Origin of the sequence: Campylobacter sp. MIT 21-1684 (assembly GCF_026241315.1) — a bacterium.
Taxonomy (GTDB): Bacteria; Campylobacterota; Campylobacteria; order Campylobacterales; family Campylobacteraceae; genus Campylobacter_D.
In genome coordinates this window covers 16,216-42,505 of the sequence record NZ_JAPHNA010000011.1, presented here as the reverse complement: position 1 = coordinate 42,505, position 26,290 = coordinate 16,216, and the positions used below count along the sequence as shown (strand labels likewise).

Below are 26,290 nucleotides of genomic sequence, written 5' to 3'. Positions count from 1 at the left end.
TTGAAATTTCTATGTTGTGATTTTATAGAATGGCAAATTTTGAGATTAAAAGAGTTTAAAGATGCTGTCTGTATATTCTATTTTGATTCTAAAAAACTTGAAATATACTTTCTTTGATAGAGAGGCGATTGTTTCAATGGATTGGATTTATAATTGGGATAATCAATGAAAAGTATCGTTTTTATGGGAACTCCACCTTATGCTGTACGAATTTTAAAAGAGCTTGTAGATAAAAATTTTCTTATTCAAGCCCTTCTTACTCAAAAAGATAAAAAAGTTGGAAGAAAACAAATTCTTACACCAAGTGCAGTGAAAAGCTTTGCTTTAAAGTATTTACCAAATGTTCCTATTATAACACCAACTTCTCTTAAAGATGAGGAATTAAGACAACAGCTTTGCGGATTAAGACCCGATTTTATTGTCGTAGCTGCTTATGGAAAAATTGTACCAAAAAGCATTTTAAATATCGCTCCTTGTATCAATCTTCACGCTTCGCTTTTACCAAAATATCGCGGTGCAAGTCCGATTCAAAGTGCCATTTTAAACGGTGATGAAACGAGTGGAGTATGTACTATGCTTATGAATGAAGGCTTAGATACAGGAGATATTTTGCAAAGTGTGGAGTATCCTATTAAAAATAAAAATGCCACAGAACTTTTTGAGCTTTTTGGAGATTTGGCAGCAAAATTATGCGTGGATACACTTTTACATTTTGATTCGATTTATCCCGTTGTTCAAGATGAGAATCAAGCGACTTTTTGCAAAAAAATAAAAAAAGAAGATGGTTTGGTAAATTTAGAGGTACAAGGAGCAAAAGAAATTTATCAAAAATTTCTAGCTTTTAGTTCTTGGCCCGGAATCTTCTTAGCAAACGGTTTAAAATTGATTGATATAGAAATTGTTGATGTGCTTGAGTACAGACAGGCTAAGAAAATTGTAGCTTTAGAAAAACAGAGTTTTTTGCTCGGATGCAAACAAGGAATTTTAAGGATAAAAAAGGTGCAAGAAAGTGGGAAGAAAATCTTAGATGCACGAACTTTTTTAAATGGTAAAAGGCTTAAAAATGCAGATTTCTTGTATTGAAACTATAGATTCTACTCATCTTTTTTTATGCAAACAAATTAAAGAGCGTAAAATTGTGGATAATTTTGCACTTTATGCTCTTAAGCAGACAACTGGAGTTGGAAGTAGAGATAATGTTTGGCAAAGTGCTAGCGGAAATGTACATCTTTCTTTTTGCATAAAAGAAAAGGATGTGAGTCCTGACTTACCTTTGGCTTCAGCGAGTATTTATTTTGCGTATTTGTTGAAAGAGTTTTTGGAACAAAAGGGTTCAAAAATTTGGTTAAAATGGCCTAATGATCTTTATTTAGGCAGTTTAAAAGTTGGTGGGGTAATAAGTGCTAAAATAGCTCATTTTATTGTTGGAGGTGTTGGTTTAAATTTGCAGTATGCTCCTCAAAATACTGCTTTGCTTGATATTGACATCAGTATCGAAAAGTGTGTAAAAGGCTTTTTGGAACTTTTAGAAGAAAAAAGAGCATGGAAGGATATTTTTAGCAAGTATATGTTAGAATTTGAAAAGTCAAGGGATTTTAGCGTCCATCACGAAGGCAAAGAATTAAGTCTTCAAGATGCCTTTTTGTATGAAGATGGTTCAATTTTATTAGAGAATAAAAGGGTGTATAGCTTACGATGAGTGAAATTATAACAATAGCAAATCAAAAAGGTGGCGTCGGTAAAACAACAACCGCTGTAAATTTAGCTGCTTCTTTAGCAGTAGCTGAAAAGAAAGTTCTGTTGGTTGATGTTGATCCTCAAGCTAATGCCACAACCGGACTTGGTTTTAATCGTAATAATTATGAATATAATATTTACCATGTTTTTATAGGACGAAAAAAACTTTCTGATATTATTTTAAAAACAGAATTAGCCCAACTTCATCTTGCCCCTTCTAATATAGGATTGGTAGGTATAGAACAGGAGCTTGCTAAGGGTGAAAATAATGAAACAAAAAAAGTACTCAAAAATCAATTAAAAGAAGTCGTAGCTGAATATGATTTTATTATTATAGATTCTCCTCCAGCATTGGGAAGTATTACTATTAATGCTTTCGCAGCAAGTGATAGTGTAATCATTCCTATTCAATGTGAATTCTATGCGCTTGAAGGTGTTGCTATGGTGTTAAATACGATCAAAATTATTAAAAAAAGCATTAATCCAAAACTTAAGGTAAGAGGTTTCTTGCCGACTATGTACAGTTCGCAAAACAATCTTTCTAAGGATGTTGTTGAAGATTTGAAACAGAATTTTAAGAAACAGCTTTTTACTATCAATGGCAATGAAGATGACTTTATTGTTATTCCTCGCAATGTTAAACTTGCTGAAAGCCCAAGTTTCGGTAAGCCTATCATATTGTATGATATTAAATCTCCGGGTTCTTTAGCCTATCAAAATTTAGCCTATTCTCTTTTGGGGTAATGAATGAAAAAAGGTGGTTTAGGAAAAGGACTTAGCGGACTTTTAAGCGACATGGATGAGGTGTATAGCAAGGAGCTTGGACTTGATAAAAATCAAGTTAATGAAATTGCTATCGATAAAATTAAAACAAATCCTTTTCAACCAAGAAAGCATTTCGATGAAGAAGCTTTAAATGAACTTGCTCAATCCATAAAAAAATATGGACTTATTCAGCCTATTATAGTGTTAAAAAAAGGCAATTTTTTCATTTTAGTAGCTGGAGAGAGAAGACTTCGTGCAAGCAAAATCATAGGTTTGAAATATATTTCAGCTTTAGTCTGCGATGTTGAAGAGGAAAAATTACGAGAACTTGCTTTGATAGAAAATATACAAAGAGAGAATTTGAACCCTATTGAACTAGCTCATTCGTATAAAAATTTAATAGAGGAACATAAAATCACACAAGAAAGTTTAGCCTCACTTATTCATAAGTCAAGAACGCAAATAACAAATACTTTAAGACTTTTACATTTAGATGAAAAAACGCAAAAACTTATTATTGAAGGGAAAATTTCGCAAGGACACGCTAAGGTTTTGGTAGGACTTAATAAAAACGATGAAGGATTAGTGGTAGATAGTATTCTTGGGCAGAAATTAAACGTGAGAGAGACTGAAAAAATTGTTCAAAAACTTAAAGTTAAAGACTGTCTTGCTTCAGATGATGTCAATTTCGAATATGAAATGAAAGGTCTGAAACAAATTCTAAATAAATGTGGTTTTGAGTGTAAAAACAATAAACAAGAATTAGTTATTCGTTTGAAAAGTATTGATGAAATAAAGAAATTAGCTCAATTTCTAAACTCGTTTTAATTAAATTTTTAACTTCAAATGATATAATAAAAAGCTTTATCATTTATTCGTTTTCTTGAAAGGGTTTTTTTATGTTTGAAGATATGCATTTTTCTATAATGTTTGCTACTATGGCAATTTTTTTAGCTATGATAGCAATTTTAAATTCTATGTTGTATAAACCTCTTTTGCAGTTTATGGATGAGCGTGATGATTCTATAAGAAACGATGAAAATAAAGTGAAAGAAAATTCACAAGAAATGTTTGATGTGAATGAGGAGCTTGAAAAAATTCATACAGATACAAGAGATGAAATTCACAGAATTAAACAGAATGCTGTGAATGCAGCTAAAGAAGAATCAGAGAAAATATTACGAAATAAAAAAGACGAATTAGATCGTGCAATGGGAAGTTTTTATACAGAACTAGTTGCACAAAAACAAGAGTTGCAAGAATATCTTGCAGATCATTTGTCAGAATTGCGACAACTCTTAGAGAACAATATGAAACGAATTTGAGGTTACATTTATGAGAAAATCAGTTTTACTATTATTTCTATATCCTCTCTCTCTTTTTGGTGTTTCATCAGATTATGATATAGTTCCAAGAACTGTTAATTTTTTGATTTTTATAGCAATATTGTATTATTTTACAGCTCCATCTTTAAAGAGTTTTTATAAAAATCGTATAATAAGAATTTCTTCAAAGCTTGATGAGATTCAAAAAAGGCTTTTAGAAAGTAAAACAAAGAAGCTTAATACTCTAAAAAAACTTGAAGAAGCAAAGGCTAATTCAGTTGCAGCACTCATTTTAGCAAAAAAAGAAGCAGAGATTCTTGTACATAATATACAAATTCAAACTCAAGAAGAATGCAGTTTGTTGGAAAGACATTTTGAAGAACATAAAGAGTATGAACTCCGTAAAATGGAAAAAGAAGTGATTTCAAAGGCTCTTGATACGATTTTTTCAGATGAAAGTTTTATGTTACAACAACACGATATTGTTGAAATTATGATGAAAAAGGTTTCATAATGAATAGACATTTAATCGCTAAAAAATATGTCCAAGCTCTTTTAACAAGAGTAGATCTTGATGAATTTTATACTAATTTATCGCTTCTTAATTCAGCTTTTCTTGTTCCTAAATTTAAAACTATTGTAGAATCAAATCAAATAAAAAAAGAAAAAAAAATTGAATTGCTTCAATCTTTTTTTGAAAAATCTAATCAAAATTTTCTTAATTTTCTTACAATTTTAACTTACAATTCAAGGCTTATTTGTATTCCAGAAATTGTTGAAGAGTTAAGAAAACAAAAATCTCTTAAAGAAAATCTTTTTTTAGGACAGGTTTTTAGCAAAGAGCCTTTAGATGAAGCAACTCTTGAAAAATTAGAGTCTAAGCTTAATACAAAATTTAATGTCAAAATAAAATTAACAAATCAAATCACTCATAATGACGGAGTAAAAATTTCTTTAGAAGAACTAGGGTATGAAATATCTTTCTCTGCTAAAATGCTTCAAGAAAAAATGACTGAATTTGTGTTGAAAATTATTTAAGGAGTTTTATAATGAAATTTAAAGCTGATGAAATTAGTTCCATAATTAAACAGAGAATTGAAGAATTTGATTTGAATTTAGAAATTGAAGAAACAGGAAAGATCATCTCTGTTGCTGATGGAATTGTTCAAGTTTATGGTCTTAAAAATATTATGTCTGGAGAAATGGTTGAATTTGAAAACGGCGAAAAAGGTATGGCTTTAAACTTAGAAGAAAGTAGCGTTGGTATAGTTGTTTTAGGTAAGGGTATCGATTTAAAAGAAGGCGGTTCTGTAAAAAGACTGAGAAAGCTTTTAAAAGCTCCTGTTGGCGATGAGCTTATTGGTCGTGTTGTAGATGCTTTAGGAGAGCCTATTGATGCAAAGGGTCCTATTCTTACGAATGAATATCGTTTTATAGAAGAAAAAGCAAAAGGGATTATGGCTAGAAAAAGCGTTCATGAGCCTTTGCATACCGGAATTAAAGCGATTGACGCTCTTGTGCCTATTGGAAGAGGACAAAGAGAGCTTATTATTGGTGACAGACAAACAGGTAAAACTACTGTTGCAATTGATACTATCATAGCACAAAGAGGACAAGGTGTAATTTGCATTTATGTAGCTATAGGACAAAAACAAAGCACTGTGGCACAAGTTGTTAAAAGACTTGAGGAGCACGGAGCTATGGAATATACTATTGTTGTTAATGCTGGTGCTAGTGATACTGCTGCTTTGCAATATATTGCTCCTTATACAGGTGTTACTATGGGTGAGTATTTTAGAGATAATGCAAGACACGCTTTAATTATTTATGATGATTTAAGTAAGCACGCTGTGGCATATCGTGAAATGTCTTTGATTCTTAGACGGCCTCCCGGTCGTGAAGCATATCCGGGCGATGTTTTTTATTTGCATTCAAGGCTTTTAGAGCGGGCAAGTAAGCTCAATGATGAGTTGGGTGCCGGAAGTTTAACGGCTTTGCCTATTATAGAAACACAAGCAGGTGATGTTTCAGCTTATATTCCTACTAATGTTATTTCAATTACAGACGGACAAATTTTTCTTGAAACAGATTTGTTTAATAGTGGGATTCGTCCAGCGATCAATGTGGGTTTATCTGTTTCCCGTGTTGGGGGTGCTGCACAAATCAAAGCGACCAAACAGGTTTCAGGAAATTTAAGACTTGATTTAGCTCAATATAGAGAGCTTCAAGCTTTTTCGCAATTTGCTAGTGATTTAGATGAGGCTAGTCGTTCTCAATTGGAACGAGGACAAAGAATGGTTGAACTTTTAAAGCAACCGCCATATTCTCCTTTAGCACCTGAAAAACAAGTTGTTCTTATATTTGCTGGTTCTAAAGGATATTTAGATGATATTGCAGTATCGCAAGTGAAAGAGTTTGAGCAAGGTATTTATCCTTTTATCGAGGCAAAATATCCTGATGTTTTTGAACAAATCCGTCTAAAAAAAGCTTTAGATTCTGATTTAGAAGAGAAAATCGGAAAAATTATTAATGAATTTAAAGTTAATCATTTATAAGGTCTTTTATGTCTAATTTAAAAGAAATTAAAAGAAAAATCCGAAGCGTTCATAATACACAAAAAACTACTAATGCTATGAAACTTGTTTCAACTGCTAAATTGAAAAAAACAGAGGAAGCAGCTAAAAGATCAAAGGTGTATGCTCAAAAAATTGATGAAATGCTTAGTGAAATTTCATTGCAAATCAACAAAATTGCTTCTAATGATTCTCGTTTAACTTTCTTTTGTAAAAAAGAACAGATTAAAAATGTTGATATTATTTTTATTACTGCAGATAAAGGGCTTTGCGGAGGGTTTAATATTAAAACACTTAAAATTGTAAATGAAATATTACAAGACTTTACAAGCCAAAATATCAATGTGCGTTTAAGGGCTATAGGAAAAACAGGGATTGAATATTTTGATTTTCAAAAAATACCACTTATAGAGAAGTATTTTCATCTTTCTTCAAGTCCTGATTATGAAAAAGCTTGTACAGTCATTCAAGCTTCGGTGAAAGACTATTTAGAAGGGATGACAGATAAGGTTATTTTAATACACAATGGTTATAAAAATATGATTACTCAAGAATTGAAAATAAATCAATTAATTCCTGTCGAACCTAAGAATATTGATGATGGTTCTTATTCTGCTTTAGAATTTGAACCCGAAGGGACAGAGCTTTTGGAAGATTTGATGAAAACATATTTTGAATACAATATGTACTACGCCTTAATTGATTCTTTGGCAGCTGAACACAGTGCAAGAATGCAAGCTATGGATAATGCAAGCAATAATGCAAAAGCAAGAGTAAAGCAACTTAATCTCATCTATAATAAAGCAAGACAAGAATCCATAACTACTGAGCTTATTGAGATTATTAGTGGTGTTGAATCTATAAAATAAGTAAATTTTAAGGAGAAAAGAAGAATGCAAGGGTTTATTTCACAGGTATTGGGTCCTGTTGTTGATGTAGATTTTAATGACTATTTGCCTCAAATCAATGAAGCTTTGTTCGTTAATTTTGAGAATGAAGGTAAAAAATATAAGCTTGTTTTAGAAGTTGCTGCTCATTTGGGAGATAGTAGGGTAAGAACTGTTGCTATGGATATGACAGATGGCTTAGTCCGCGGACTTGAAGTTGAAGCTTCAGGTAACCCTATCAGTGTTCCTGTAGGAGAAAAAGTTTTAGGCAGAATTTTTAATGTAACAGGTGATCTTATTGATGAAGGCGAAGAGCTTGTTTTTGATAAAAAATGGGCTATACACAGAGATCCTCCGACTTTTGAAGAACAAAGCACAAAAAGTGAAATTTTTGAGACAGGCATTAAAGTTGTAGATCTGCTTGCTCCTTATGCTAAAGGAGGTAAAGTTGGACTTTTTGGTGGTGCTGGTGTAGGTAAAACTGTTGTTATTATGGAGCTTATCCATAATGTTGCTTTTAAGCATAGCGGTTATTCAGTTTTTGCAGGTGTGGGTGAGAGAACACGTGAGGGCAATGATCTTTACAATGAAATGAAAGAAAGTAATGTGTTGGATAAGGTGGCTCTTTGTTATGGACAAATGAATGAACCACCGGGAGCTAGAAATCGTATAGCTTTGACAGGGCTTACAATGGCTGAATATTTTAGAGATGAAATGGGGCTTGATGTTTTGATGTTTATTGACAATATTTTTCGTTTCTCTCAATCAGGTTCTGAAATGTCAGCTCTTTTGGGAAGAATTCCATCAGCTGTTGGATACCAACCAACTCTAGCAAGTGAAATGGGAAAATTTCAAGAGAGAATTACTTCTACAAAAAAAGGTTCTATTACTTCAGTTCAGGCTGTTTATGTTCCAGCAGATGACTTGACAGATCCGGCTCCAGCGACAGTTTTTGCACACTTAGATGCTACGACTGTTTTAAACAGAGCTATTGCAGAAAAAGGAATTTATCCGGCAGTAGATCCTCTTGATTCAACTTCAAGAATGCTTGATCCTAATATTATCGGTGAAGAACATTATAAAGTCGCTCGTGGTGTTCAGTCTGTTTTGCAAAAATATAAAGATTTACAAGATATTATCGCTATTTTAGGTATGGATGAATTGAGCGAGGAAGATAAACTTATTGTTGAAAGAGCAAGAAAAATTGAAAAATTCCTTTCTCAACCTTTCTTTGTGGCTGAAGTTTTCACAGGAAGTCCCGGAAAATATATTAGTCTTAAGGAAACTATCTCCGGTTTCAAAGGAATTTTAGATGGTAAATATGATGATTTACCCGAAAATGCTTTTTATATGGTTGGAAATATCGAAGAAGCTATAGAAAAAGCACAGAAACTTAAAGGCTAAACAATGAATGGTTTAATAGCTTTTGAGCTTGTTACTCCTTTGGGATTGATTTATAAAGGAGACATTCGTTCGGTAACTTTGCCCGGAAGTGAAGGAGAATTCGGTGTTTTAAAAGGACATTCAAAGCTATTAAGTTCTTTAAAAGCCGGGCTTATTGATATTGAAAGAGCTGATTTGAAGCACGAGTTAATAGCTGTTGATTCTGGGCACGCAAAAATTGATGAGGACAAAGTTAGTATTTTGGCTAAGGGTGCAGTTTGGATTTCTGGTTCTAGTGAAAGCGAAATAGAAAAAAACCTTAAACAAGCTAAAGATTTAATTCGTTCTATGGGTGTTGATAATGTTGGCTTAGCTGTAACTTTTTCAAAATTTGATGCTTTAGTAAAGGCAAGTAAATGAATTTTGAATCAATTTTTTCTTTTTTCGGCAATTCAAGTTTTATTACTTATCTTGTTTTGCTTTGGCTTTCTATTTATTTTATTCTTTCCTTTTTTATACTTTTTTCTCGAATAAGTTTTTTACTTGCTTGGAAAAGGAAAGAAAAAGAGAGTTTAGAAACTTTGCTTTTGGGTGAAAAAGATATTAGTAAAACAGATTCTCTTCTAAGAAAATGTACAGATACGAGTTTTACAAATTTAGAAATTTATAAAAATTTAGCTTCTCGTCGAGCTTCTTTGGGGCTTACTTGGTTGAGTATAGTTGCTTCTACCTCTCCTTTTATAGGACTTTTTGGAACTGTAATTTCTATTTTAGAAACTTTTGCAGGACTTGGTACGCAAAATTCTCTAAGTATTATTGCTCCAAAAATCAGTGAGGCTTTAGTGGCAACAGGTTGTGGAATTTTAGTCGCTATACCTGCTTATACTTTTCATCTCATTATAAAAAGACAAGCCTTTGAACTCTTAAGTGTTATCGATAGTGAGATTAAAGTTTTAACGAAAGTTTAAAATGCCTTTTGATGATGAAAAACCAGAGCTCAATATTACCCCTTTGGTTGATATTATGCTCGTTTTACTTGCAATATTAATGGTAACAGCTCCAAGCATTACCTATCAAGAGAGTATTAATCTTCCTCAAGGTTCTCAACAAACTGCAAGCTCTCCTACAATAAAAAGTCTCATTGTTACAATTAATGCTAAAAAAGAAATTTTTCTTAATGAAGACAAATATGATTTTATAAGTTTTGCTGACAATTTAGCTCAAAAAAAATTCCAATTTGATACCAAAGAACCCGTTTTTATTAGAGCTGATAAGACTTTGCAATATGATGATGTGATTTTTGTTTTAAGAAGTATTAAGAATTTAGGTTTTACTAAAGTTGCTTTGCAAACTGAATAGATGAAAAATGATGGATTAAGTAATGTAAGTTCTTTTTTACTTGCATTAGGAATGTATTTTTTTGTTGTACTTTTTGTTTTCTTTAGACTTGTTCTGTTTGATGAAAATGCTTTACAATATACAGATTTAAAAGATAATGTTATTGATATTGAATTAAGCGCACCTTCAAAAAAAATTATTGTTCAAAATAACACTAATAAAGTTCTCAATTCTAAGCAAGAGCTGGATATAGAAAAACTTTTTGAACAGACTACAAATAAAGCCGTAAAAACTGATACTTATCAACAAGAGGCAACAGATTTTAATGCTCTTTTTGGTACTGTAGAAGACATTCAACAAGAAAAGGATACAAAGGTACAATCTTCTGCACAATCTGCAAATAAAAGCTCTTCTCTTAGCGCTAGTGAGCTTGTAAAACAACTCAATGATAGTCTCATTCCAAGCCAGATACACACTAGTGGTGAAAGCTTTGAAAGTCAAAAATCCGGGATTTATGATGAGTTTTTAGGAAGGGTTACAAGAGTTATTACTGAACGTTGGAAACAGTATTATCCTAATGATGAAATTGCTGTTAAGGTAAAAATTGTTATTGATAGTGAGGGAAAATTTAGTTATACTTCAGTAGAAAAAAGCAACAATGCTCTTTATGATGCTAAAGTTGCAGAATTTTTAGAAAGCCAAAAAGGAAAGTTTATAGCATATCCACCAAAAGGACAGGCTTTAAATATAACAATGAATTTACGAGATGATTTAAAAACTAGTGCAGTTGTGCAATAATGTTTAAATAACAAGGAGAAATAATGAAAAAAAATTTACTATTCTTGTCAGTTTTTTTTGGAATTCTTTTGGCTGAAGATCCTGTGATTGATATTGTCAATAGCGGAGTAGTGCTTCCAAAAATTATAGTAAAAGATAATTCAAATTTAAATGATGTGAATTTACAAAGAAGTTTTTATAATATAATTGTTAATGATTTAAAAGTAAGTTCGAATTTTGAAATTGTAAGCGAGGCGAATGAGGAATCAAACTATACTTTTGAATATACTTTAAACAAAAATGCTGAAAAACTTAATCTCAATGTAAAAATTAAAGCAGCAGATATAGAAAAGTCAAATCAAAATTATACTATTAACGATGTTGCGCAGTATCCTTTTTTAGCTCATAAAAGTGTTAAAGAATCTGTCAATTTTTTAGGACTTGCACCTGTTGAATGGATGGATCATAAAATTCTTATTTCAAGGACAAATTTGTCCAAAAGAAGTCAAATTATTATGACTGATTATACTTTAACATATCAAAGAGTGGTGATTGATGGAGGGCTCAATTTATTTCCTAAATGGGGAAATAAAAGTCAGACAATGTTTTATTATACTGCTTATGATCACGAGGTTCCAACATTATACCGTTATGATTTAAATGCTAACAAAGCAACAAAAATTCTTTCAAGTACAGGTATGATTGTAGCCAGCGATGTCAATGAAGATGCAGATAAGTTACTTATTACTATGGCTCCAAAAGACCAGCCTGATGTATATCTGTATGATATAAATCTTAAAAGCCTTGCCCAGCTTACTAATTATTCAGGTATTGATGTGAACGCAAACTTTATAGGAGAGAAACAGGACAAAATTGTTTTTGTGAGTGATCGTTTAGGCTATCCAAACATTTTTCTTCAAGATTTAAATAGTGCTTCAGCTCAACAGATTGTTTTTCACGGAAAGAACAATTCAGCAGTTTCTACTTATAAAGATTTCTTAGTGTATTCTAGTCGTGAATCAAATCAAGTTGGAGTATTTAATATTTATTTAATGTCGATGAATGCTGATTATATCAGGCAACTTACTGCAAATGGCAAGAATTTATTTCCTCGATTTTCAAGTGATGGAGGAAGTATAGTTTTTATAAAATATTTAGGACAACAGAGTGCTTTAGGTGTTATTCGCGTAAATGCAAATAAAGCTTTTTATTTTCCATTGAAAGTCGGAAAGATTCAATCTATTGATTGGTAAAAATTCAATTTTAGGTTTCAATTAATTAAAATTTAGTTATAATGCTGACTGATATATTAACTTTGAAAGGTTGTTCGATGAGAAAAATTCTTTTTGCTTCAATTGCAATTCTTGCAGTTGTTATCAGTGGTTGTAGTACAAGGAGTGCTAGTGTGAGTAGTGATAGTAGTGTTGATTCCAATCGTGGCACTGGAGGTGCTGATTCTTTTGGAGGTGCTGATTCTACAATCAACAGACTCAATGACACTTTAGCAAAAGTGTATTTTGACTTTGATAAATTTGATATTAAATCTGATATGCAATCAGTAATCAATACAAATGCTTCTATCTTCAACACACAAGTAGCTGGTGTAGGTATCACTGTTGAAGGCAATTGCGATGAATGGGGAACAGATGAATATAATCAAGCTTTAGGTTTAAAAAGAGCTAAAGCTGTTAAAGAGGCTTTGATAGCTCAAGGTGTGAATGCTGATAGAATTAGTGTAAAAAGTTATGGAGAAACAAATCCTGTGTGCACTGAAAAAACAAAAAATTGTGATGCACAGAATCGTCGTGCAGAATTTAAATTAGCAAGATAATTAATGAAAAAACTCATTGTAGTAGCTCTTTTTGGAGCTACTTTACTCTACGCAGAAGATTCTGCTTTTGATGCAGGGAATTTAACAAGTGATTCTGCTTATGGCTTGACTTCAAATGAAAAATTATTCAAACAAAAATTAGATTCTTTAAATGATACTTCTTCTCAGCTGAATGCTAAAATAAATCAATTAAATGAAAGAATAGAAGGTTTGCAAAGTATGCTTGAGGGAATTAACTCTCAATATTCTAAGTCAAATTCTCGATTAACTCAACTTGAAACTTTTAGTGAAATTCGTGAAAATAATATAACTCAAGAACTCAAAAATCTTCGAAATTCGATTCAAGCAAATAAAGAAATTCAAGAAGCTAATAACAAGCAATTTAAAGCTGTTTTAGCACAATTGAGTTCTTTAGTTGATTCTATTAATGCAGATTATGTTTCTAAAGATCAATTAGAAAATAAAACTCTTAATACTCTCGTAGCTTTCAATCATATTAATGATGATGTTAATGCTACATTAGAACAAAATCTTACAAGTGATACTAAGCAGCAAGAAAAACTCAATGATGAGAGTTGGAAAAAGAAAAAACATAATGAAATTTTGGATCTAGCATTGAAAGATTTTCGCGATGACAAATTTCAAGATTCAAGAGCAAAACTGCATTTTCTTATAGAAAAACATTATAAACCAGCAAGGGCAACTTTTTGGCTTGGTGAGATAGAATACAAGCAACAAAATTATAATCAGGCTATTCAGTATTATAAGCAAAGTTCTTCTATGAGTACTAAAGGAGATTATTTTCCTAAACTCTTATATCATACTGCTATATCCTTAGACAAAATAGGTGATACTAAAAGTGCCAATAATTTTTATAAGGCTTTAAAGACAAATTATTCAGATTCCCCAGAAGCAAAAGCTTCGCCAAATCGTAAATAAAGGAGTACAAATGGCAATAGAAAAAAATAGTGTAGTTTCAATGTTTTATGAGCTTAAAGATGCAAATACGAATGAAGTTTTAGAAACAAATCTTTATGCACAGCCTATTTCTTTTATACTTGGAAAAGGACAGGTTTTAGAAGGCTTAGAAGAAGAGATTATGAAGCTTGATTGTCCTAGCAATGCTGATATTATAATCAAAAAAGATAAAGGGCTTGGAGAATATGATTCTAATGCCGTGCAAACTCTACCAAAAGAACAATTTGCAGGGATTGAACTTAAAGTTGGAATGGAGCTTTTTGGTGAAGGTGAAAACGGAGAAACCGTTCGTGTAAGTGTCAAAGAAATCAATGAAAACGATGTTACTGTTGATTACAATCATCCTTATGCTGGACGTGATTTGCTTTTTTCTTTAAATATTGTAGAAAGTAGAGCCGCAAGTGAAGATGAAATTCTTACAGGAATTATAGCCGGAAGTCATAGTTGCGGTTGTGGCAGTGGGCACGGACATCATCACAGCGGCGGTTGTTGTGGCGGCGGCGGTTGCGGTTGTCATTAATGACTTGTGCGTTTTTATTTCCGGGTCAAGGCTCTCAAAGATTTGGTATGGGCAAGGATGTGTATGAGAACTCTTTGAAAGCAAAAGAATTCTTAGAAAACGCAAGTGAAATATGTAAAATAGATTTTAAACATTTGCTTTTTGAGCCAAATGAAGATATTGATAAAAGCGAATTTACACAACCTGCCATAGTTTTAAATTCTCTTATGATCTATCTTGCTTTATGTGAAAAAGAAACAAATATAGAAGTAAAATGTATGCTAGGCCACTCTTTGGGTGAATTTACAGCTTTGTGTGTAAGCGAGGCTTTTTCTTTCTTTGATGCTTTGAATCTAGTTCATAAACGTGGAATTTTTATGCAAGAGGATTGTGTTGATATTGAAGCTGCGATGATGGTAGTTTTAGGACTTGATGATGAAAAAATTCAAGAACTCTGTGATCAAGCGCGCAGCGATGGTAAAAGTATTTTTGCAGCAAATTATAATTGCAAAGGGCAAGTTGTTGTAGCTGGTTTGAAAAATGACTTATTGAGTTTTGAAGAGAAGTTTAAACAAGCAGGTGCAAAAAAAACTATGCTTTTAAAAATGAATGTAGCAAGTCATTGCCCACTTTTAGAAAATTCTTCAAAGAAACTTTGCATAGAGCTTGAAAAGGTTTTGAATGCGAATTTTAAACCGGTTGTTTCAAATGTGAGTGCTAAGCCTTATACAAGCAAAGAAGAAGCATTGCAGTTGCTTAGATTGCAGCTTATCTCACCTGTGCTTTATAGACAAAGTATTGAAACGATACAAGATGAAGTAGATTGTTTTGTTGAATTTGGTGCAAATGTACTTAAAGGTCTTAACAAAAAAATAAGCTCCAAACCGACTTATAGTTTAACTCAATATAATGAAATCGATGAATTTTTAAAGGTTGCAAAATGAAAATAGCTCTTTTAGGTGCGATGCAAGAAGAAATCACTCCTTTACTTGAATTTTGCAAGGATTATAAAAAATTAGATTATGCGAATAACAGCTATTATTTTGCTTCATATAAAGAACACGAACTTATCATCGCGTATTCAAAGATTGGAAAAGTAAATTCAGCTTTAAGTGCTAGTGTAATGATAGAAAAATTCAAAGCCCAAAATGTACTTTTTACAGGTGTTGCTGGTGCTTTGAATCCTTCCTTGCAAATCGGTGATTTGTTGTATGCAAGTAAGCTTGTTCAATATGATTTAGATATTAGTGCTTTTGGACATCCTTTGGGTTTTGTTCCGGGTAATGAAATTTTTATCAAAACAGATGGAAAGCTTAATTCTTTAGCTTTGGAAGTTGCTAAAGAATTAGGAAAAAACTTGCAGGAAGGGATTATAGCAACAGGAGATGAGTTTATTTGTGATGAAAGTAAAAAAGCAAAAATTCGTCAAATTTTCAATGCTGATGCTTGTGAAATGGAAGGCGCAAGTGTAGCTTTAGTCTGTGATGCCTTAAAAATACCTTGTTTTATTTTGAGGGCTATTAGTGATAAGGCTGGAGAGAAAGCTGAAATTGATTTTGATGAATTTGTAGTTCATTCGGCAAAGACTTCTGCTCATTTTGTTTTAAAAATGTGTGAAAAATTATGATACAGCTAAGTAAGAAACTTATTCGTCAAGTTGCACAGGCAAATGCACAATTTAAGCTTATAGAAAATGGTGATAGAGTGCTTTTGGGTTTAAGTGGAGGAAAAGATTCTTTAACTTTAGCTCATTTGTTAAGTCGTATGCAAAAACACGCACCTTTTCAATTTGATTTTGAAGCTGTAACATTAAGTTATGGTATGGGAGAGGATTACTCAAAACTTCATTCACATTGCGAACAGCACAGCATAAAACATCACATTTTAGACTCAAATATTTATGAAATTTCAGGTGATACTATACGAAGAAACTCTAGTTTTTGCAGTTATTTTTCAAGAATGAGACGCGGGGCTTTATACACTTATGCACTTGAGAAAGGTTTTAACAAACTTGCCATAGCTCATCATTTAGATGATGCGGCTGAAAGTTTTTTTATGAATTTTATTCATAATGGCGCATTAAGAACTTTGGCTCCTATTTATAAGAGTCAAAGAGGAGTGATTGTTATACGCCCTTTGATTTTTGTACGTGAAAGGCAACTTCGAGACAGCGTTAATTTTAATAAACTTGAAGTTATAGGCAATGAATTTTGTCCGGGTATGCGTTTAAGTGAAAAAAATGTCAAATTTCCTCACGCTAGAGAAGAAGCCAAACAGCTTTTATATGATTTAGAACAAAACAATACCAAGCTTTTTACAAGTTTAAAAACAGCATTTGCTAATGTACATCATAAAAGCTTTTGGACTTGAGAATGAAAAAAGCTTTTGTGCTTGTTGATTATCAAAATGATTTTATTGATGGAAGTTTAGGTTTTCAAAAAGCAAAGCTCATTAAAGAAAACATTTTAGAAAAACTTTCAAGTCTTGATTTTCAAACAACACATTTATTTATCACTTTTGACACTCACGATGAGAGATATTTTGAAAGTAGAGAAGGCAAACATTTATACACTTTACATTGTCAAAAAAACACACAAGGTTGGCAAATGCCCAATGAATTTGAACCTTTTTTACAAAAGGCTACAAAGATTTTTTATAAAAATACTTTTGGAAGTTTAGAATTAGCCAATTTTTTACAAGATTTTGAATATGAAGAAATAGAATTTTGCGGACTTATTTCGCATATTTGTGTTTTTCATACTCTTATTTTAGCTTTTAATGCCCTGCCTAAAACAAAATTCATTCTGCATAAAAACTTAACGACAAGTTTTGATGAAAGCTTGCAAAATTCTGCTTTTGCTCTTTTAGCTTCTTATGGGGTAGAGCTTCTTTAGTGCTCTATAATTTGTTCTGATTAAAGAGAGTTTGAGCTAAAAAATACTCATCAGGCACTCCAATATCTATAAAAAAATTATCATACACCACAGCCTTAGCTTTTAAAGTCTTAAAATGTGTTTGTATGAATTCTTCAAAGCTAAAATTTTCTTGCAAATTAAAGTTTTCAAAAATATCTTTTTGTACTAGATAGCTTCCTGCGTTGATAAAACCTTCCTTGCAGAATTGCTTTTCTTTAAAAGAGCTTATAAAGTCTTGTTTATCAATGATAACATTTGCATATCGTTCAAAATTATACATTTTTTTTAAAGCTAAACAGAGTTTGCAGTCTTTGTCTGTTTGGAGATTTTTCAAAGAAATAGCAAAAAAAGTATCGCCATTACAAACAAAACATTTTTCATCATCAATAAATTCTAAGGCTTTTTTAACAGCCCCGCCTGTTCCAAGTGGTTTTTCTTCTATGCTATAAACAATTTGTAAGCCTTTGAAATTCTCCTTGAAATATTCCATAATCTGTTCTTTTTCATAGCATACACAAAGTACGATTTTACTTATTCCTTGGCTTTTCAAGTGTTCTAAGATATATTCTAAAAAAGGTTTGTTTGCAACTCTTGCCATAGGTTTTGGAGTGTTTTGGAGTACTTCTTTGAGTCGCGTACCAAATCCACCAGCTAAAACTATACTTTGCATTCAAAGCCTTTACCAAAGAGTGCTTCTTCAACTATTGCACAAATGATATGACCGATTACAATATGACTTTCTTGTATGCGTGGGGTTTCATTTGATGGTACTTTAATGCAAATATCGCATAACTCACTCATATTCCCGCCACTCAAACCACTCAAACCAACAGAAAAAATTCCTTTTTGTTTGCAAAATTTTAAGGCTTCAATGATATTTTTACTATTGCCACTTGTTGAAATTCCTATAAAAATATCACTCTCGTTTGCATTTGCTTCAAGCTGTCTTGCGAAGATTCTTTCATAACCATAGTCGTTTCCAATAGCAGTAAGGATACTTGTGTCTGTTGTTAATGCTATGGAAGTTAAGGCAGCTCTGTCAAAATAAAACCTGCTTACAAATTCTGCTGCAATGTGTTGGGCATCGGCTGCTGAACCACCATTTCCTGCAAGTAAGGTTTTGCCACCTCTTTTATAGACTTGTATGCATTTTTGCGCAACTTGTTCGATTTGAGCTAACAAATTTTCATCTTGGACAATTTTTTGTTTTGTTTGTATGGATTGTTGGATTTGATTTTGAATATACAAGTTCATTTTTTTCATTCTTTTCCTTTAGCACTTTTGTTTCTTTTGAATTCTTTTTTTATCCTAGGCAGACTGCAAAAAAGAAATTTCATAATACCCCCCCCCATTGTTAGAAAATTTTTTCCTTTGCAATCTTTGATTAAAGCAGAGCCAAGTCGATAGGAGAGGTGCTGTTGCACTTTTAAAGCCTCTTTGTAATCACTTAATTTTTCTAGTGTTCTATAATGCAATCCTTGTTCTTTGAAAATTTTTTGCCTGTGTTGATGAGCTATCTTTAAGCAAAGTAAAAGAAAAGGGAGTTTGAGAAGTCCTAAAAGGCTTTTTGAATGACGCACCATAGCAAAACCAAGCTGATATGAAAGGTGATTGATAATTGCATTTTTTGCACTATAAAGAGAATTTGAGGCTTTTAGAAGTGATAATTCTTTAGAATCCTGTTCCAAAGCTTTGTATTTTTTTAAGAAATTGTCTACGTGGACAGTTGAATGTCCTGATTGAAAAATTGTAAAGAGAGAAGAGAAATAATTTGTTTCTTTGACATTATTTGAGAGATAAATTTTATTGCGTCTGCATAATAAAGGCTTATTAAAGCGATCATCATAATACTCAACGCCAAAATTAGCTATCTTGTATTTGTAAGCTAAAATGCCTAAAATGGATTGGTCGTGCAAATTTTTTTCAAAGTCTTTATTAGGAAGACAAGAAGGACTATCATCAACAAAATTATAATGATGTGTAAAAATTTCAAGCCATTCTGTGATGATTTTTTGAGTTTTGAGGGATTTTTTCATAAAAATCATTCCTCCTGCAACTTGCTTTGAATTTAAAAATTCTTCATCATCTAAAAGTCCATAATAGGCTAAAGTATCACCTTTTTGGTATTTTCTATGGGTTATATTGTGTAAAACTCCCATAAATTCATTTGTATTGACTTTTTCAAACATTGCTTGTAATTCATCTTTTTTTTCTGTATTAAATTCAAAGCCTATATCTAAATACAAGAGCAAATCACCATCTAAAATCTGTTCTAAAACCATTAAAATCACTTGTGGCTTCCAGCACCAATACCCAAAACCACGACTCGGTACCAAATCATTTAAACCACTTGATTTGCCTGCGTTGTAGTGAAAAACCTGTCCGCTATCTTTTTTAACATACAATTTGTCTTTAAATTTTTCTTTAAAACTCAAAGGCAAGCTTGATTCTGTATAGATGAAAATATCATCAAAAATTTCCATAGCTTGGGCTTGTTGTTGAAATCTTAGCGCACTAATGCCTAATCTTTGATCAGCAAAAGAAACAAGATATATTTTTTGTTTTTGAAGCATTTTTTTCCTTTTTATAGTATGGTTTTTTAAAGCAAATCAAAGAGTCCAAGATTTTGATCCTTCTTTTGTAAATGAGAATTCTTCAACCCAACCTTGTTGGTCGTTTAGAAGTTTGATGAGTTCGTATTTTTTTGTCGGTTCAACCATAAAAAACATAAACCCTCCAGCCCCAGCTCCACTTGTTTTTCCGCTGTAAGCACCGTGTGTTACGGCGAGATTGTAAATTCGTTCTAACTCATCATTACTGACAATATCACTAATGATTTTTTTACTTTGCCACGATTTGCCTAGAATTCGTGCCAGATTCTTAAAATCTCCTTTAAGCAAAGCCTCTTTCATATCGCTTGCATCTTGTTTTATCGAATGCATAGCCTCTAAGCTTTTTTTATCTCCTAATCTTCCTTTTTTGTGTTCTTCTATATCTTTTGCTTGTCTTTGTATGTTTGTAAAGTACAGCACGATTTGTTCTTCAAGTTCGCTCATTATCCAATTGCGAATGCGTAAAGGATTGACTATAACTCTTTTGTCTTTGTAAAATTCCATAAAATTAAAACCACCAAAGGTCGCAGCATACTGATCTTGTGCGCCTCCAACTATTCCTAAATCCTCTCTTTCGATCTCATAAGCAAGTTTTGCTATATCGTATTCGCCTAGAGGCAGATGAAGCCACTCTACAAATGCTTTTAAAATGCCAACAACCAAAGTCGAACTTCCTCCAAGCCCACTCCCACTAGGTACATCAGAATAGGTATAGAGTTCAAAGCTTAAAGCTTTTTGAGTAAAATCTTTTACAATACGATTATAAATGCTTTTATAAATATCCATAGTGCCATCAAGTTCTAAGATTTCTTTGCTTTGGTATCTTGTTTTTGAATGGGTATCAGGCGAGCAAAAGACAATGGTATTGTTATTTGTAATCCTTAATGTACAATGGATATATTTTGAAATGGTCGCATTAAGCACATAGCCTGTATAGGTATCGCAGTAAAGATTTATATCCGTACCTCCACCGGCTAAACCAAGTCTTAAAGGTGTCATTGTTCTTATGATTTTCATCTTGCTTTAAACCCAATCTAAAAAGATGTTGTCTGTTTTGTGTTTTTTAATCAAATTCGAAATCTTTGCGAGTTTTTTTTCTGACTCTTCAAACATATATTCGTGTGTTTCACACGCTATGTATTTGATGGCTTTATACAAACCTTTTTGTATTAGTTTTTCCATAAGTTCAAATTCAGCCCCTTCAATGTCAAGTTTTAAAAAATAAATACTCTCATTCTTTTCTAAAAGCGTTTCAATAAACTCACACAAATCAATCACTTCTACTTCATAAGCCTCACTTGTTTCTTTATCTTGCAGACTTGAGACTATGCGGTTTCCTTGTGAGAGAATGCGACCTTGAAAGGTTAAGAATTGAGTGTAGAAATTTTTATGTCCTACTGCCTTATTAAAAAGTTGTATCTTTGTGTTTGCTTGATATTTTTTCTTCAAAAAGAAATTTAAATAGCGGTTTGGTTCAAAACTATACACAAAAGCCCCGCAATGAAGTAAAATATCGCTGATCAATCCCGCGTGGGCTCCACAATCTATACAAACTTGATTCCCCCCCCCAACATTTCATAAAAAATGTCGTAGTATTTTTTTGGAACGCGTGCATTTTTAAGCATTAGATTTAATTTTCCTAGTCCCAATGGGTCGCAAATAGCCGAATTTAAGAGTTCTAAATTTTCAAGCACTTTTGTTTTAAATTCAAAATCTTCTTTTGCACTCGCTTCACTTAAAAGTTTTTTGACTTCATAGATAGGCGTTTTACTTTGCTGATGGTTTTGTATTTGATGTAAAAGGCGTTCTAAAGCTTTTTGTAGCGATATAATGTCTTCTTGATTCATCGATTCTCCTTTTAAACATTAGCGAAATTGCTTACTTTCATCATTGAAAAAGCACGAATAAGTTCTTCTATACCCATATCCAAAGTATTTTCCGCACTCCAACCTGTCTTTTCTAGTTTTTCATTAGACACCAAATAATCTCTTTTGTCAGGGTCCTCTCCTATTTGGGCTGAATGAATGTAAAAATCAGGTAGGTATTCTTTGATTTTTAAAGCGAGTTGTTTTTTTGTAAGATTTGCTGAACTCAAACCCATATTAAAAGCTTCTCCTTTCATCTTTTCATAGTGCTCTATACCCCATAGAAAACCTTTAACCACATCTCTTATATGAATGAAATTTCTCCTAAAATGTTCTTCAAAAAGCACAATAAACCTGTCTTTATACGCCCTATATACAAAGTCATTTACAAGCAAATCAAGACGCATTCTTAAAGAGCTTCCAAAAACAGTGGCAAGGCGAAAAGTAACAGCATTGCCTTTATTTAAAAGATAGTTTTCAGCTTCAACCTTATCTTTGCCATATTGTGAGAGAGGACGAAGTGGGGAATTTTCATCACACATTTTTTCTTTTTCTCCTATGCCATAGCCGCTATTTGTGTTTGGATAGATGAAAATTTGAGAGCTAGAGCTGCAATCGCTAAGAATTTTAATTTGTTCAAAATTGACCATTCTTGCAAGTTTTGGACTTCTTTTGCAAAGGGGCGCTCCAACAAGTGCAGCAAGAGGTATTATAATATCAGCTTTTTTAGCCTCTTTTTCAAGCAAAGATTTGTCCAAAACATCTCCTAAAATGAACTCATAGTTTTTATTGTGTGCTAAACTTAAAAGTGGAACTTGATTAAAAAATAAATTATCAATCACACTTACCTTAAAGCCTTTTTCAAGCAAGGCTGAAACTAAAATAGAGCCTATATATCCAGCTCCTCCTGTTACTAAAATCTTTGTCATCTTTTTCCTTTAAATAGTCTTAAAGCCTTGAATTTAAAGTTTTAACGATTGAGTGGAATCCTCCCCATTTTTATTTGATGACGCCAGTGTTCTAGTAGGTCTTTTAACATCGTTTTAACGGGAATTTCAGGCTTCCAGTCGATAAAACTTTTTATTTTTGTATTGTCAAACATTTGGTAATTTGCATCAATAGGACGCAGTCTATTTTCATCTACGCATATTGCAATCCCCCCCCCCCATAGTGCTATAAGAGAGCAATATATCGATGATTTGTGGCAACTTGAAAGCTTCTTCACCTGCTATATTAAAGCATTCTCCGTTTGGAATTTTTCCCTTTTCACACTCAAGTGCAAGCAAATAATAAGCCCTTACAGCGTCTCTTGCATCTTGAAAAGTTCTTGTGCTTTCCAAATTTCCTACTTTTATAACAGGATCTTGCAATCTTGCTTCTATTAGTGCTATTTGTTTTGCAACAGTGCTTTCAAAAAACACATCGCTTCTTCTTGGTCCGCTGTGTGTTCCCATACGCGTTACAAAGGTGCGAATTCCATAAGCCTCTCCGTAAAATTGTCCTAAATAATCTGTGCCTATTTTGCTTAGACTATAAGGACTTGCGGCGTGAAATTGTGTTTCTTCATTTAGTTTAGTGCCTGTTTTTGCTCTACCATACACTTCGCTTGATGAGCAAATATGAACTACTGGATTATAGTTTTCTTTTTGTTTTAGAATTTTTATGTTTTCTAGTATATTTGCAGTGCCTATGATATTTGTCTGCAAGGTTTCAAGAGGTATATCAAAGGAAGTTTTTGGAAAACTTTGTGCGGCTAAATGAAATATAAAATCCGGTTTCTTGCTCTCAAAAAGCTTTTGTAAACTAGAATAATCATTTAAATCCCCATAAAAAATTTCTATTCCCTCTTTTTTATTTATACGCTCACTTAAATGATAAACATTGTCCATACTTTCCTGCCAACGCATAAGGCAGATCAAATCTAGATCTGAATTTGATAGTAAAAAATCAGCCATTTGTGAGCCGACTTGTCCTGTAAAACCAGTAATTAGTGCCTTTTTTCTCATCTTTTTCCTTCTGTTTTTAATATTACACCTTGCTTGTAAAAAGCACATCATCTACGCTCATCTTTATCAAAGGCGTATTTGATTTAGTACAAAGTTCATCGCTTAAGCTTTATGTCTAAATCACTCTTACAAAAGCTCATACCCCTCCCATTTTCAAAAGCTTTTTGTTGTAGTAAGGCTACTGAAATAAAGGCATTTTTAGCATTAAAAAGCTCTTTTGTTTTGGTGCTAAAACATAAATTACAATTCATTTTTATCCTTATAGTTTTTAATCAACAAATCTCACAGGTATTTCTGGGTTTGGCAAATAGGTAGGTGAGTTAAAAACGCTTTCACCATTTTCTTTTAGTTTTGTATTTGTTGGCATTAAATCCTTTCTTACAAAACTTACTTCTATAGTTGTGCTAAAGAACAAAGCTCTGCTGTAAAAAATCTTGCCGTGATTGTTAAAATGCGTATAAATAGGAACAAAATTTTCGCGCAGTCTTAAAAGTTGTTTCATTCTTTGTTGAAAACCATCTGTTTCTTCAGGATTGCACCCGTGAAATTCAAAGATTACTTGAGTAAAGTATTTCTTTAAAAGGTTTATATCGATACTCTCAAGCATTTCCCACTCATAGTTTTCTATATCGCATTGCAAAATATTTGCTTGATTTTCATCTAGAGTACTTTCTTTGATAGCTTGTTCTAAAGTAATATGCAAGTCATCATTATGGCAAGCTATAAATTTTTTATGAAAGACTATATTTTTATGCTCATAAGGAGATTTTTCAATACTTGCATCATATTCTATGACTTTAAAACCAAGCTCTGCCATTTCTAAATCCCAAGGCGAATATTCACTTACTCCTAAAGAAAGGGCTTTTGCATTATGATTCTTTTTCAATTCCCCCCCCCCATTAAACATTACATAAGATCCATCATTTTCACCGCCCCTTCGCACAAGCAATTCTTCTTTTAAATCAAGAGGTCTTAAAACATTTAAATAAGAACAAATATTTTCATACACTTGTTTATTATGATTGATACGTACATAATTTCTGTCTCTTTCTTGTAAAAGCAAAAGCAAAAGTTCTTTATCCTTTGCATTGATATTTGAGTTAATGATGATATTTGACATAAGAATGTTGTAGCTAAGTCTATTATTTAAGATGAGTTTTTCTTCAAGTGCAGCAAGTTTTTCTTTCATTTGTTGTTTTCTCCTTTTTTCTTATAATGCTCATACATCATCATAATTCCTTCTTTAAGGTTGATTTTTGCTTTCCAGCCTAAAGCTTTGATTTTAGAAATATCCATAAGTCTGTCCATAGAGCTGTCAGGTTTGTTTGTGTTAAAAACGAGCTCTCCTTTAAAGCCGACAACTTCTTTCACAAGTAAAGCAACTTCTTTGATTGTGTAGTCAATTCCTGTGCCCACATTAATATGAGAGTTTTTTATTTTGTTTGTTTCTTTGTGCAAATCTTTAAAATCCACATTTTCCATTACAAAAATGCTTGCCTTAGCCAAGTCCTCACTATGTAGAAATTCGCGTCTTACTAAGCCACTACCCCAAATTTCAACACTTTTTTCACTAATTCCAAAGGTTTGAAGATATTGTTGTGCTTGTTTTTTGTGCATTTTTAAATCCTCTAGCAGCTCTTTTTCTTTTCCCTCACTTAAAAGCTTTGCGAGATGGAATTTTCTTAGTAAAGCAGGAAGAACTCTTGCTTTTGAAAGGTCAAAATTTGCTGTTTTGCCATAAAGATTGTTTAAAGCAAGGCATAAAAAATTCGTGCCATATTGCAAGTTGTATGATTCACAAAGCAAAGCAAGGGCTATTTTTGCTGTACCAAAAGAAGCAGCACCCCATTCAAGCTCTCCTTGTTGGAGGTATTCTTCTTTAAGAGGATTGTTTGCAAATTCAGGATACATATAGCCAGAACCATAGCACACAAGCTTTTTCACTCCATTTAAAAAGCTTGAATGCAAGACATTATTTTGTATCATCAAATTCTCATATAAAAAATCAGCCCTCTGTGCAACATTTGCAGCCCCACAAGGAAGTACCGCACATAAAAAAACACATTCGATTTTTTCTTTTGCAAAGAATTCTTGCACTTTGGCTTGATTTGTAAGATCAAGCTCTTGATGATTTTGAGTGATGAGATTATGAAAACCTTGTTTTAAAAGCTCTTCTACCAAAGCACTTCCTGCTGTGCCTTTATGTCCGGCGACAAATATTTTTGAGTTTTTATCCATTGCTATCCTTTTTTGTGGAGGAAGTTCTAAGAGCTTGTTTGTCTCTGTCTGAAAGTATTGGGTTTTCAATACCCCAATCCACTCCTATATTGGCGTCATTGTAGGCAAGGGTAAATTGTTCAGGCGCGTCCAAATACTCACCTTCATAGGCAAGTTTATAGTAATACACAGCTTCTTTTGAAAGTACCAAATGCGCATTGCCCATATTTGGCGGAAGTAAAATGAGTTTTTGATTTTTTGCACTTATATCCCAACTTTGCCATTGCAAATATGTAGGGCTGTCTTTTCTTGCATCAACTACTACTTGTCTAACTTCTCCATAAACGCAAGTTACAAGTTTGTAGGTTTTATAATCGCCGTGAATCCCGCGTAAAACATTGCGATGAGAATTGATAAATTTGTCGTGTTTAAACTCTAATTCACTAGGGATTAGAGTACTTAAATGTTCTTTGGTAAAAGCTGTCCAAATATCGCCTCTTACATCACTAAATTTATTTGGTTCTATGACGAAAACGCCTTGTAAAATTTTGCTTTCATTGATGATAAATTCCATAGCCATTA

Annotated in this window: 33 protein-coding genes and 1 pseudogene; 22 read left to right on the top strand and 12 right to left on the bottom strand. The window is 32.6% G+C overall.

Annotated features, from left to right (window positions below):
• The first annotated feature begins 165 nt into the window (after window positions 1-165).
• The 22 genes from fmt (at window position 166) to OQH62_RS05520 (ending at window position 16,987) form a co-directional block, all read left to right on the top strand.
• Window positions 166-1,083, top strand: coding sequence for a methionyl-tRNA formyltransferase (fmt, locus tag OQH62_RS05625; protein WP_266015025.1), 918 nt, complete (start codon window positions 166-168; stop codon window positions 1,081-1,083).
• Window positions 1,046-1,699 carry a biotin--[acetyl-CoA-carboxylase] ligase gene (locus OQH62_RS05620; protein WP_266015023.1) on the top strand — a complete coding sequence of 218 codons (654 nt, stop codon included), beginning with the start codon at window positions 1,046-1,048 and terminating at the stop codon, window positions 1,697-1,699. The genes fmt and OQH62_RS05620 overlap by 38 nt, the downstream gene beginning before the upstream one ends.
• On the top strand, window positions 1,696-2,481 hold the full coding sequence (locus tag OQH62_RS05615; protein ID WP_266015020.1) for a ParA family protein: 786 nt from the start codon (window positions 1,696-1,698) through the stop codon (window positions 2,479-2,481). Before OQH62_RS05620 ends, OQH62_RS05615 begins: the two co-directional genes overlap by 4 nt.
• Window positions 2,482-2,484: 3 nt before the next feature.
• Entirely contained in the window at window positions 2,485-3,330 is an 846-nt protein-coding gene (locus OQH62_RS05610) for a ParB/RepB/Spo0J family partition protein (RefSeq protein WP_266015017.1), read from the top strand.
• Between the two features lie 71 nt (window positions 3,331-3,401).
• Entirely contained in the window at window positions 3,402-3,827 is a 426-nt protein-coding gene (locus OQH62_RS05605; RefSeq protein ID WP_266015014.1) for a FoF1 ATP synthase subunit B', read from the top strand.
• A 10-nt stretch (window positions 3,828-3,837) separates the two neighbouring features.
• Window positions 3,838-4,341: a F0F1 ATP synthase subunit B gene (locus OQH62_RS05600; RefSeq protein ID WP_266015011.1), complete on the top strand. Its 504-nt coding sequence runs from the start codon at window positions 3,838-3,840 to the stop codon at window positions 4,339-4,341.
• Entirely contained in the window at window positions 4,341-4,865 is a 525-nt protein-coding gene (locus tag OQH62_RS05595; RefSeq protein ID WP_266015008.1) for a F0F1 ATP synthase subunit delta, read from the top strand. The genes OQH62_RS05600 and OQH62_RS05595 overlap by 1 nt, the downstream gene beginning before the upstream one ends.
• Window positions 4,866-4,876: 11 nt before the next feature.
• Complete coding sequence (atpA, locus tag OQH62_RS05590) at window positions 4,877-6,382, top strand: F0F1 ATP synthase subunit alpha (protein WP_266015005.1); 1,506 nt, start codon at window positions 4,877-4,879, stop codon at window positions 6,380-6,382.
• A gap of 8 nt (window positions 6,383-6,390) precedes the next feature.
• Window positions 6,391-7,269, top strand: coding sequence for an ATP synthase F1 subunit gamma (atpG, locus tag OQH62_RS05585; protein WP_266015002.1), 879 nt, complete (start codon window positions 6,391-6,393; stop codon window positions 7,267-7,269).
• Between the two features lie 24 nt (window positions 7,270-7,293).
• Complete coding sequence (atpD, locus tag OQH62_RS05580) at window positions 7,294-8,691, top strand: F0F1 ATP synthase subunit beta (protein WP_266014999.1); 1,398 nt, start codon at window positions 7,294-7,296, stop codon at window positions 8,689-8,691.
• 3 nt (window positions 8,692-8,694) lie between these two features.
• Window positions 8,695-9,090 (top strand): ATP synthase F1 subunit epsilon, encoded by a 396-nt coding sequence (atpC, locus tag OQH62_RS05575; protein ID WP_266014997.1) that lies wholly within the window; start codon window positions 8,695-8,697, stop codon window positions 9,088-9,090.
• The gene (locus OQH62_RS05570) at window positions 9,087-9,638 is read left to right on the top strand and encodes a MotA/TolQ/ExbB proton channel family protein (RefSeq protein WP_266014995.1); all 552 of its coding nucleotides are present in this window, start codon (window positions 9,087-9,089) and stop codon (window positions 9,636-9,638) included. The genes atpC and OQH62_RS05570 overlap by 4 nt, the downstream gene beginning before the upstream one ends.
• A 1-nt stretch (window position 9,639) precedes the next feature.
• The gene (locus OQH62_RS05565; protein ID WP_266014992.1) at window positions 9,640-10,029 is read left to right on the top strand and encodes an ExbD/TolR family protein; all 390 of its coding nucleotides are present in this window, start codon (window positions 9,640-9,642) and stop codon (window positions 10,027-10,029) included.
• The gene (locus OQH62_RS05560) at window positions 10,030-10,806 is read left to right on the top strand and encodes a TonB C-terminal domain-containing protein (RefSeq protein WP_266014990.1); all 777 of its coding nucleotides are present in this window, start codon (window positions 10,030-10,032) and stop codon (window positions 10,804-10,806) included.
• A gap of 23 nt (window positions 10,807-10,829) precedes the next feature.
• A complete protein-coding gene (gene tolB, locus OQH62_RS05555) occupies window positions 10,830-12,038 on the top strand; it encodes a Tol-Pal system protein TolB (protein WP_266014987.1) in 1,209 nt (402 codons plus the stop codon).
• 77 nt (window positions 12,039-12,115) lie between these two features.
• Window positions 12,116-12,616 (top strand): peptidoglycan-associated lipoprotein Pal, encoded by a 501-nt coding sequence (pal, locus tag OQH62_RS05550; protein ID WP_266014984.1) that lies wholly within the window; start codon window positions 12,116-12,118, stop codon window positions 12,614-12,616.
• 3 nt (window positions 12,617-12,619) lie between these two features.
• On the top strand, window positions 12,620-13,555 hold the full coding sequence (locus OQH62_RS05545) for a tetratricopeptide repeat protein (RefSeq protein WP_266014981.1): 936 nt from the start codon (window positions 12,620-12,622) through the stop codon (window positions 13,553-13,555).
• Window positions 13,556-13,565: 10 nt separating this feature from the next.
• Window positions 13,566-14,114, top strand: a complete 549-nt coding sequence (locus tag OQH62_RS05540; RefSeq protein WP_266014978.1) for an FKBP-type peptidyl-prolyl cis-trans isomerase — start codon at window positions 13,566-13,568, stop codon at window positions 14,112-14,114.
• Window positions 14,115-14,161: 47 nt separating this feature from the next.
• Window positions 14,162-15,037, top strand: a complete 876-nt coding sequence (locus OQH62_RS05535) for an ACP S-malonyltransferase (RefSeq protein ID WP_266014975.1) — start codon at window positions 14,162-14,164, stop codon at window positions 15,035-15,037.
• The gene (locus tag OQH62_RS05530) at window positions 15,034-15,720 is read left to right on the top strand and encodes a 5'-methylthioadenosine/adenosylhomocysteine nucleosidase (protein ID WP_266014971.1); all 687 of its coding nucleotides are present in this window, start codon (window positions 15,034-15,036) and stop codon (window positions 15,718-15,720) included. The genes OQH62_RS05535 and OQH62_RS05530 overlap by 4 nt, the downstream gene beginning before the upstream one ends.
• Complete coding sequence (locus OQH62_RS05525; RefSeq protein ID WP_266014968.1) at window positions 15,717-16,463, top strand: tRNA 2-thiocytidine biosynthesis TtcA family protein; 747 nt, start codon at window positions 15,717-15,719, stop codon at window positions 16,461-16,463. Before OQH62_RS05530 ends, OQH62_RS05525 begins: the two co-directional genes overlap by 4 nt.
• A 2-nt stretch (window positions 16,464-16,465) precedes the next feature.
• Window positions 16,466-16,987, top strand: a complete 522-nt coding sequence (locus tag OQH62_RS05520; RefSeq protein ID WP_266014963.1) for a cysteine hydrolase family protein — start codon at window positions 16,466-16,468, stop codon at window positions 16,985-16,987.
• A gap of 4 nt (window positions 16,988-16,991) precedes the next feature.
• On the opposite strand, the gene OQH62_RS05515 is transcribed toward OQH62_RS05520, so the two are convergent.
• The 12 genes and pseudogenes from OQH62_RS05515 to OQH62_RS05460 form a co-directional block, all read right to left on the bottom strand.
• Window positions 16,992-17,678, bottom strand: a complete 687-nt coding sequence (locus OQH62_RS05515; protein ID WP_266014960.1) for a nucleotidyltransferase family protein — start codon at window positions 17,676-17,678, stop codon at window positions 16,992-16,994.
• The gene (locus OQH62_RS05510; RefSeq protein ID WP_266014958.1) at window positions 17,666-18,271 is read right to left on the bottom strand and encodes a D-sedoheptulose 7-phosphate isomerase; all 606 of its coding nucleotides are present in this window, start codon (window positions 18,269-18,271) and stop codon (window positions 17,666-17,668) included. The genes OQH62_RS05515 and OQH62_RS05510 overlap by 13 nt, the downstream gene beginning before the upstream one ends.
• The gene (locus OQH62_RS05505) at window positions 18,268-19,581 is read right to left on the bottom strand and encodes a hypothetical protein (protein ID WP_266014956.1); all 1,314 of its coding nucleotides are present in this window, start codon (window positions 19,579-19,581) and stop codon (window positions 18,268-18,270) included. The genes OQH62_RS05510 and OQH62_RS05505 overlap by 4 nt, the downstream gene beginning before the upstream one ends.
• Before the next feature lie 36 nt (window positions 19,582-19,617).
• Entirely contained in the window at window positions 19,618-20,637 is a 1,020-nt protein-coding gene (locus OQH62_RS05500; RefSeq protein ID WP_266014954.1) for a dehydrogenase, read from the bottom strand.
• 6 nt (window positions 20,638-20,643) lie between these two features.
• Window positions 20,644-21,144, bottom strand: a complete 501-nt coding sequence (locus OQH62_RS05495) for an FkbM family methyltransferase (protein WP_266014952.1) — start codon at window positions 21,142-21,144, stop codon at window positions 20,644-20,646.
• A gap of 20 nt (window positions 21,145-21,164) precedes the next feature.
• Window positions 21,165-21,467: a hypothetical protein gene (locus OQH62_RS05490; RefSeq protein WP_266014950.1), complete on the bottom strand. Its 303-nt coding sequence runs from the start codon at window positions 21,465-21,467 to the stop codon at window positions 21,165-21,167.
• Between the two features lie 11 nt (window positions 21,468-21,478).
• Window positions 21,479-22,414, bottom strand: a complete 936-nt coding sequence (locus OQH62_RS05485; protein WP_266014948.1) for an NAD-dependent epimerase/dehydratase family protein — start codon at window positions 22,412-22,414, stop codon at window positions 21,479-21,481.
• Window positions 22,415-22,455: 41 nt separating this feature from the next.
• A pseudogene (locus OQH62_RS05480) lies at window positions 22,456-23,491 on the bottom strand (GDP-mannose 4,6-dehydratase).
• Between the two features lie 95 nt (window positions 23,492-23,586).
• A complete protein-coding gene (locus tag OQH62_RS05475; protein ID WP_266014946.1) occupies window positions 23,587-23,742 on the bottom strand; it encodes a hypothetical protein in 156 nt (51 codons plus the stop codon).
• 17 nt (window positions 23,743-23,759) lie between these two features.
• On the bottom strand, window positions 23,760-24,680 hold the full coding sequence (locus OQH62_RS05470; protein WP_266014943.1) for a hypothetical protein: 921 nt from the start codon (window positions 24,678-24,680) through the stop codon (window positions 23,760-23,762).
• Window positions 24,677-25,729, bottom strand: coding sequence for a GDP-L-fucose synthase family protein (locus tag OQH62_RS05465; protein WP_266014940.1), 1,053 nt, complete (start codon window positions 25,727-25,729; stop codon window positions 24,677-24,679). Before OQH62_RS05465 ends, OQH62_RS05470 begins: the two co-directional genes overlap by 4 nt.
• Window positions 25,722-26,288, bottom strand: coding sequence for a dTDP-4-dehydrorhamnose 3,5-epimerase family protein (locus OQH62_RS05460; protein WP_266014937.1), 567 nt, complete (start codon window positions 26,286-26,288; stop codon window positions 25,722-25,724). The genes OQH62_RS05465 and OQH62_RS05460 overlap by 8 nt, the downstream gene beginning before the upstream one ends.
• Between the last annotated feature and the right edge of the window lie 2 nt (window positions 26,289-26,290).

Bases quoted from the DNA above. Each gene is read 5' to 3' on its own strand.
- fmt (WP_266015025.1), top strand. From the start codon at position 166: ATGAAAAGTATCGTTTTTATGGGAACTCCACCTTATGCTGTACGAATT.
- OQH62_RS05620 (WP_266015023.1), top strand. From the start codon at position 1,046: ATGGTAAAAGGCTTAAAAATGCAGATTTCTTGTATTGAAACTATAGAT.
- OQH62_RS05615 (WP_266015020.1), top strand. From the start codon at position 1,696: ATGAGTGAAATTATAACAATAGCAAATCAAAAAGGTGGCGTCGGTAAA.
- OQH62_RS05610 (WP_266015017.1), top strand. From the start codon at position 2,485: ATGAAAAAAGGTGGTTTAGGAAAAGGACTTAGCGGACTTTTAAGCGAC.
- OQH62_RS05605 (WP_266015014.1), top strand. From the start codon at position 3,402: ATGTTTGAAGATATGCATTTTTCTATAATGTTTGCTACTATGGCAATT.
- OQH62_RS05600 (WP_266015011.1), top strand. From the start codon at position 3,838: ATGAGAAAATCAGTTTTACTATTATTTCTATATCCTCTCTCTCTTTTT.
- OQH62_RS05595 (WP_266015008.1), top strand. From the start codon at position 4,341: ATGAATAGACATTTAATCGCTAAAAAATATGTCCAAGCTCTTTTAACA.
- atpA (WP_266015005.1), top strand. From the start codon at position 4,877: ATGAAATTTAAAGCTGATGAAATTAGTTCCATAATTAAACAGAGAATT.
- atpG (WP_266015002.1), top strand. From the start codon at position 6,391: ATGTCTAATTTAAAAGAAATTAAAAGAAAAATCCGAAGCGTTCATAAT.
- atpD (WP_266014999.1), top strand. From the start codon at position 7,294: ATGCAAGGGTTTATTTCACAGGTATTGGGTCCTGTTGTTGATGTAGAT.
- atpC (WP_266014997.1), top strand. From the start codon at position 8,695: ATGAATGGTTTAATAGCTTTTGAGCTTGTTACTCCTTTGGGATTGATT.
- OQH62_RS05570 (WP_266014995.1), top strand. From the start codon at position 9,087: ATGAATTTTGAATCAATTTTTTCTTTTTTCGGCAATTCAAGTTTTATT.
- OQH62_RS05565 (WP_266014992.1), top strand. From the start codon at position 9,640: ATGCCTTTTGATGATGAAAAACCAGAGCTCAATATTACCCCTTTGGTT.
- OQH62_RS05560 (WP_266014990.1), top strand. From the start codon at position 10,030: ATGAAAAATGATGGATTAAGTAATGTAAGTTCTTTTTTACTTGCATTA.
- tolB (WP_266014987.1), top strand. From the start codon at position 10,830: ATGAAAAAAAATTTACTATTCTTGTCAGTTTTTTTTGGAATTCTTTTG.
- pal (WP_266014984.1), top strand. From the start codon at position 12,116: ATGAGAAAAATTCTTTTTGCTTCAATTGCAATTCTTGCAGTTGTTATC.
- OQH62_RS05545 (WP_266014981.1), top strand. From the start codon at position 12,620: ATGAAAAAACTCATTGTAGTAGCTCTTTTTGGAGCTACTTTACTCTAC.
- OQH62_RS05540 (WP_266014978.1), top strand. From the start codon at position 13,566: ATGGCAATAGAAAAAAATAGTGTAGTTTCAATGTTTTATGAGCTTAAA.
- OQH62_RS05535 (WP_266014975.1), top strand. From the start codon at position 14,162: ATGGGCAAGGATGTGTATGAGAACTCTTTGAAAGCAAAAGAATTCTTA.
- OQH62_RS05530 (WP_266014971.1), top strand. From the start codon at position 15,034: ATGAAAATAGCTCTTTTAGGTGCGATGCAAGAAGAAATCACTCCTTTA.
- OQH62_RS05525 (WP_266014968.1), top strand. From the start codon at position 15,717: ATGATACAGCTAAGTAAGAAACTTATTCGTCAAGTTGCACAGGCAAAT.
- OQH62_RS05520 (WP_266014963.1), top strand. From the start codon at position 16,466: ATGAAAAAAGCTTTTGTGCTTGTTGATTATCAAAATGATTTTATTGAT.
- OQH62_RS05515 (WP_266014960.1), bottom strand. From the start codon at position 17,678: ATGCAAAGTATAGTTTTAGCTGGTGGATTTGGTACGCGACTCAAAGAA.
- OQH62_RS05510 (WP_266014958.1), bottom strand. From the start codon at position 18,271: ATGAAAAAAATGAACTTGTATATTCAAAATCAAATCCAACAATCCATA.
- OQH62_RS05505 (WP_266014956.1), bottom strand. From the start codon at position 19,581: ATGCTTCAAAAACAAAAAATATATCTTGTTTCTTTTGCTGATCAAAGA.
- OQH62_RS05500 (WP_266014954.1), bottom strand. From the start codon at position 20,637: ATGAAAATCATAAGAACAATGACACCTTTAAGACTTGGTTTAGCCGGT.
- OQH62_RS05490 (WP_266014950.1), bottom strand. From the start codon at position 21,467: ATGAATCAAGAAGACATTATATCGCTACAAAAAGCTTTAGAACGCCTT.
- OQH62_RS05485 (WP_266014948.1), bottom strand. From the start codon at position 22,414: ATGACAAAGATTTTAGTAACAGGAGGAGCTGGATATATAGGCTCTATT.
- OQH62_RS05475 (WP_266014946.1), bottom strand. From the start codon at position 23,742: ATGAATTGTAATTTATGTTTTAGCACCAAAACAAAAGAGCTTTTTAAT.
- OQH62_RS05470 (WP_266014943.1), bottom strand. From the start codon at position 24,680: ATGAAAGAAAAACTTGCTGCACTTGAAGAAAAACTCATCTTAAATAAT.
- OQH62_RS05465 (WP_266014940.1), bottom strand. From the start codon at position 25,729: ATGGATAAAAACTCAAAAATATTTGTCGCCGGACATAAAGGCACAGCA.
- OQH62_RS05460 (WP_266014937.1), bottom strand. From the start codon at position 26,288: ATGGCTATGGAATTTATCATCAATGAAAGCAAAATTTTACAAGGCGTT.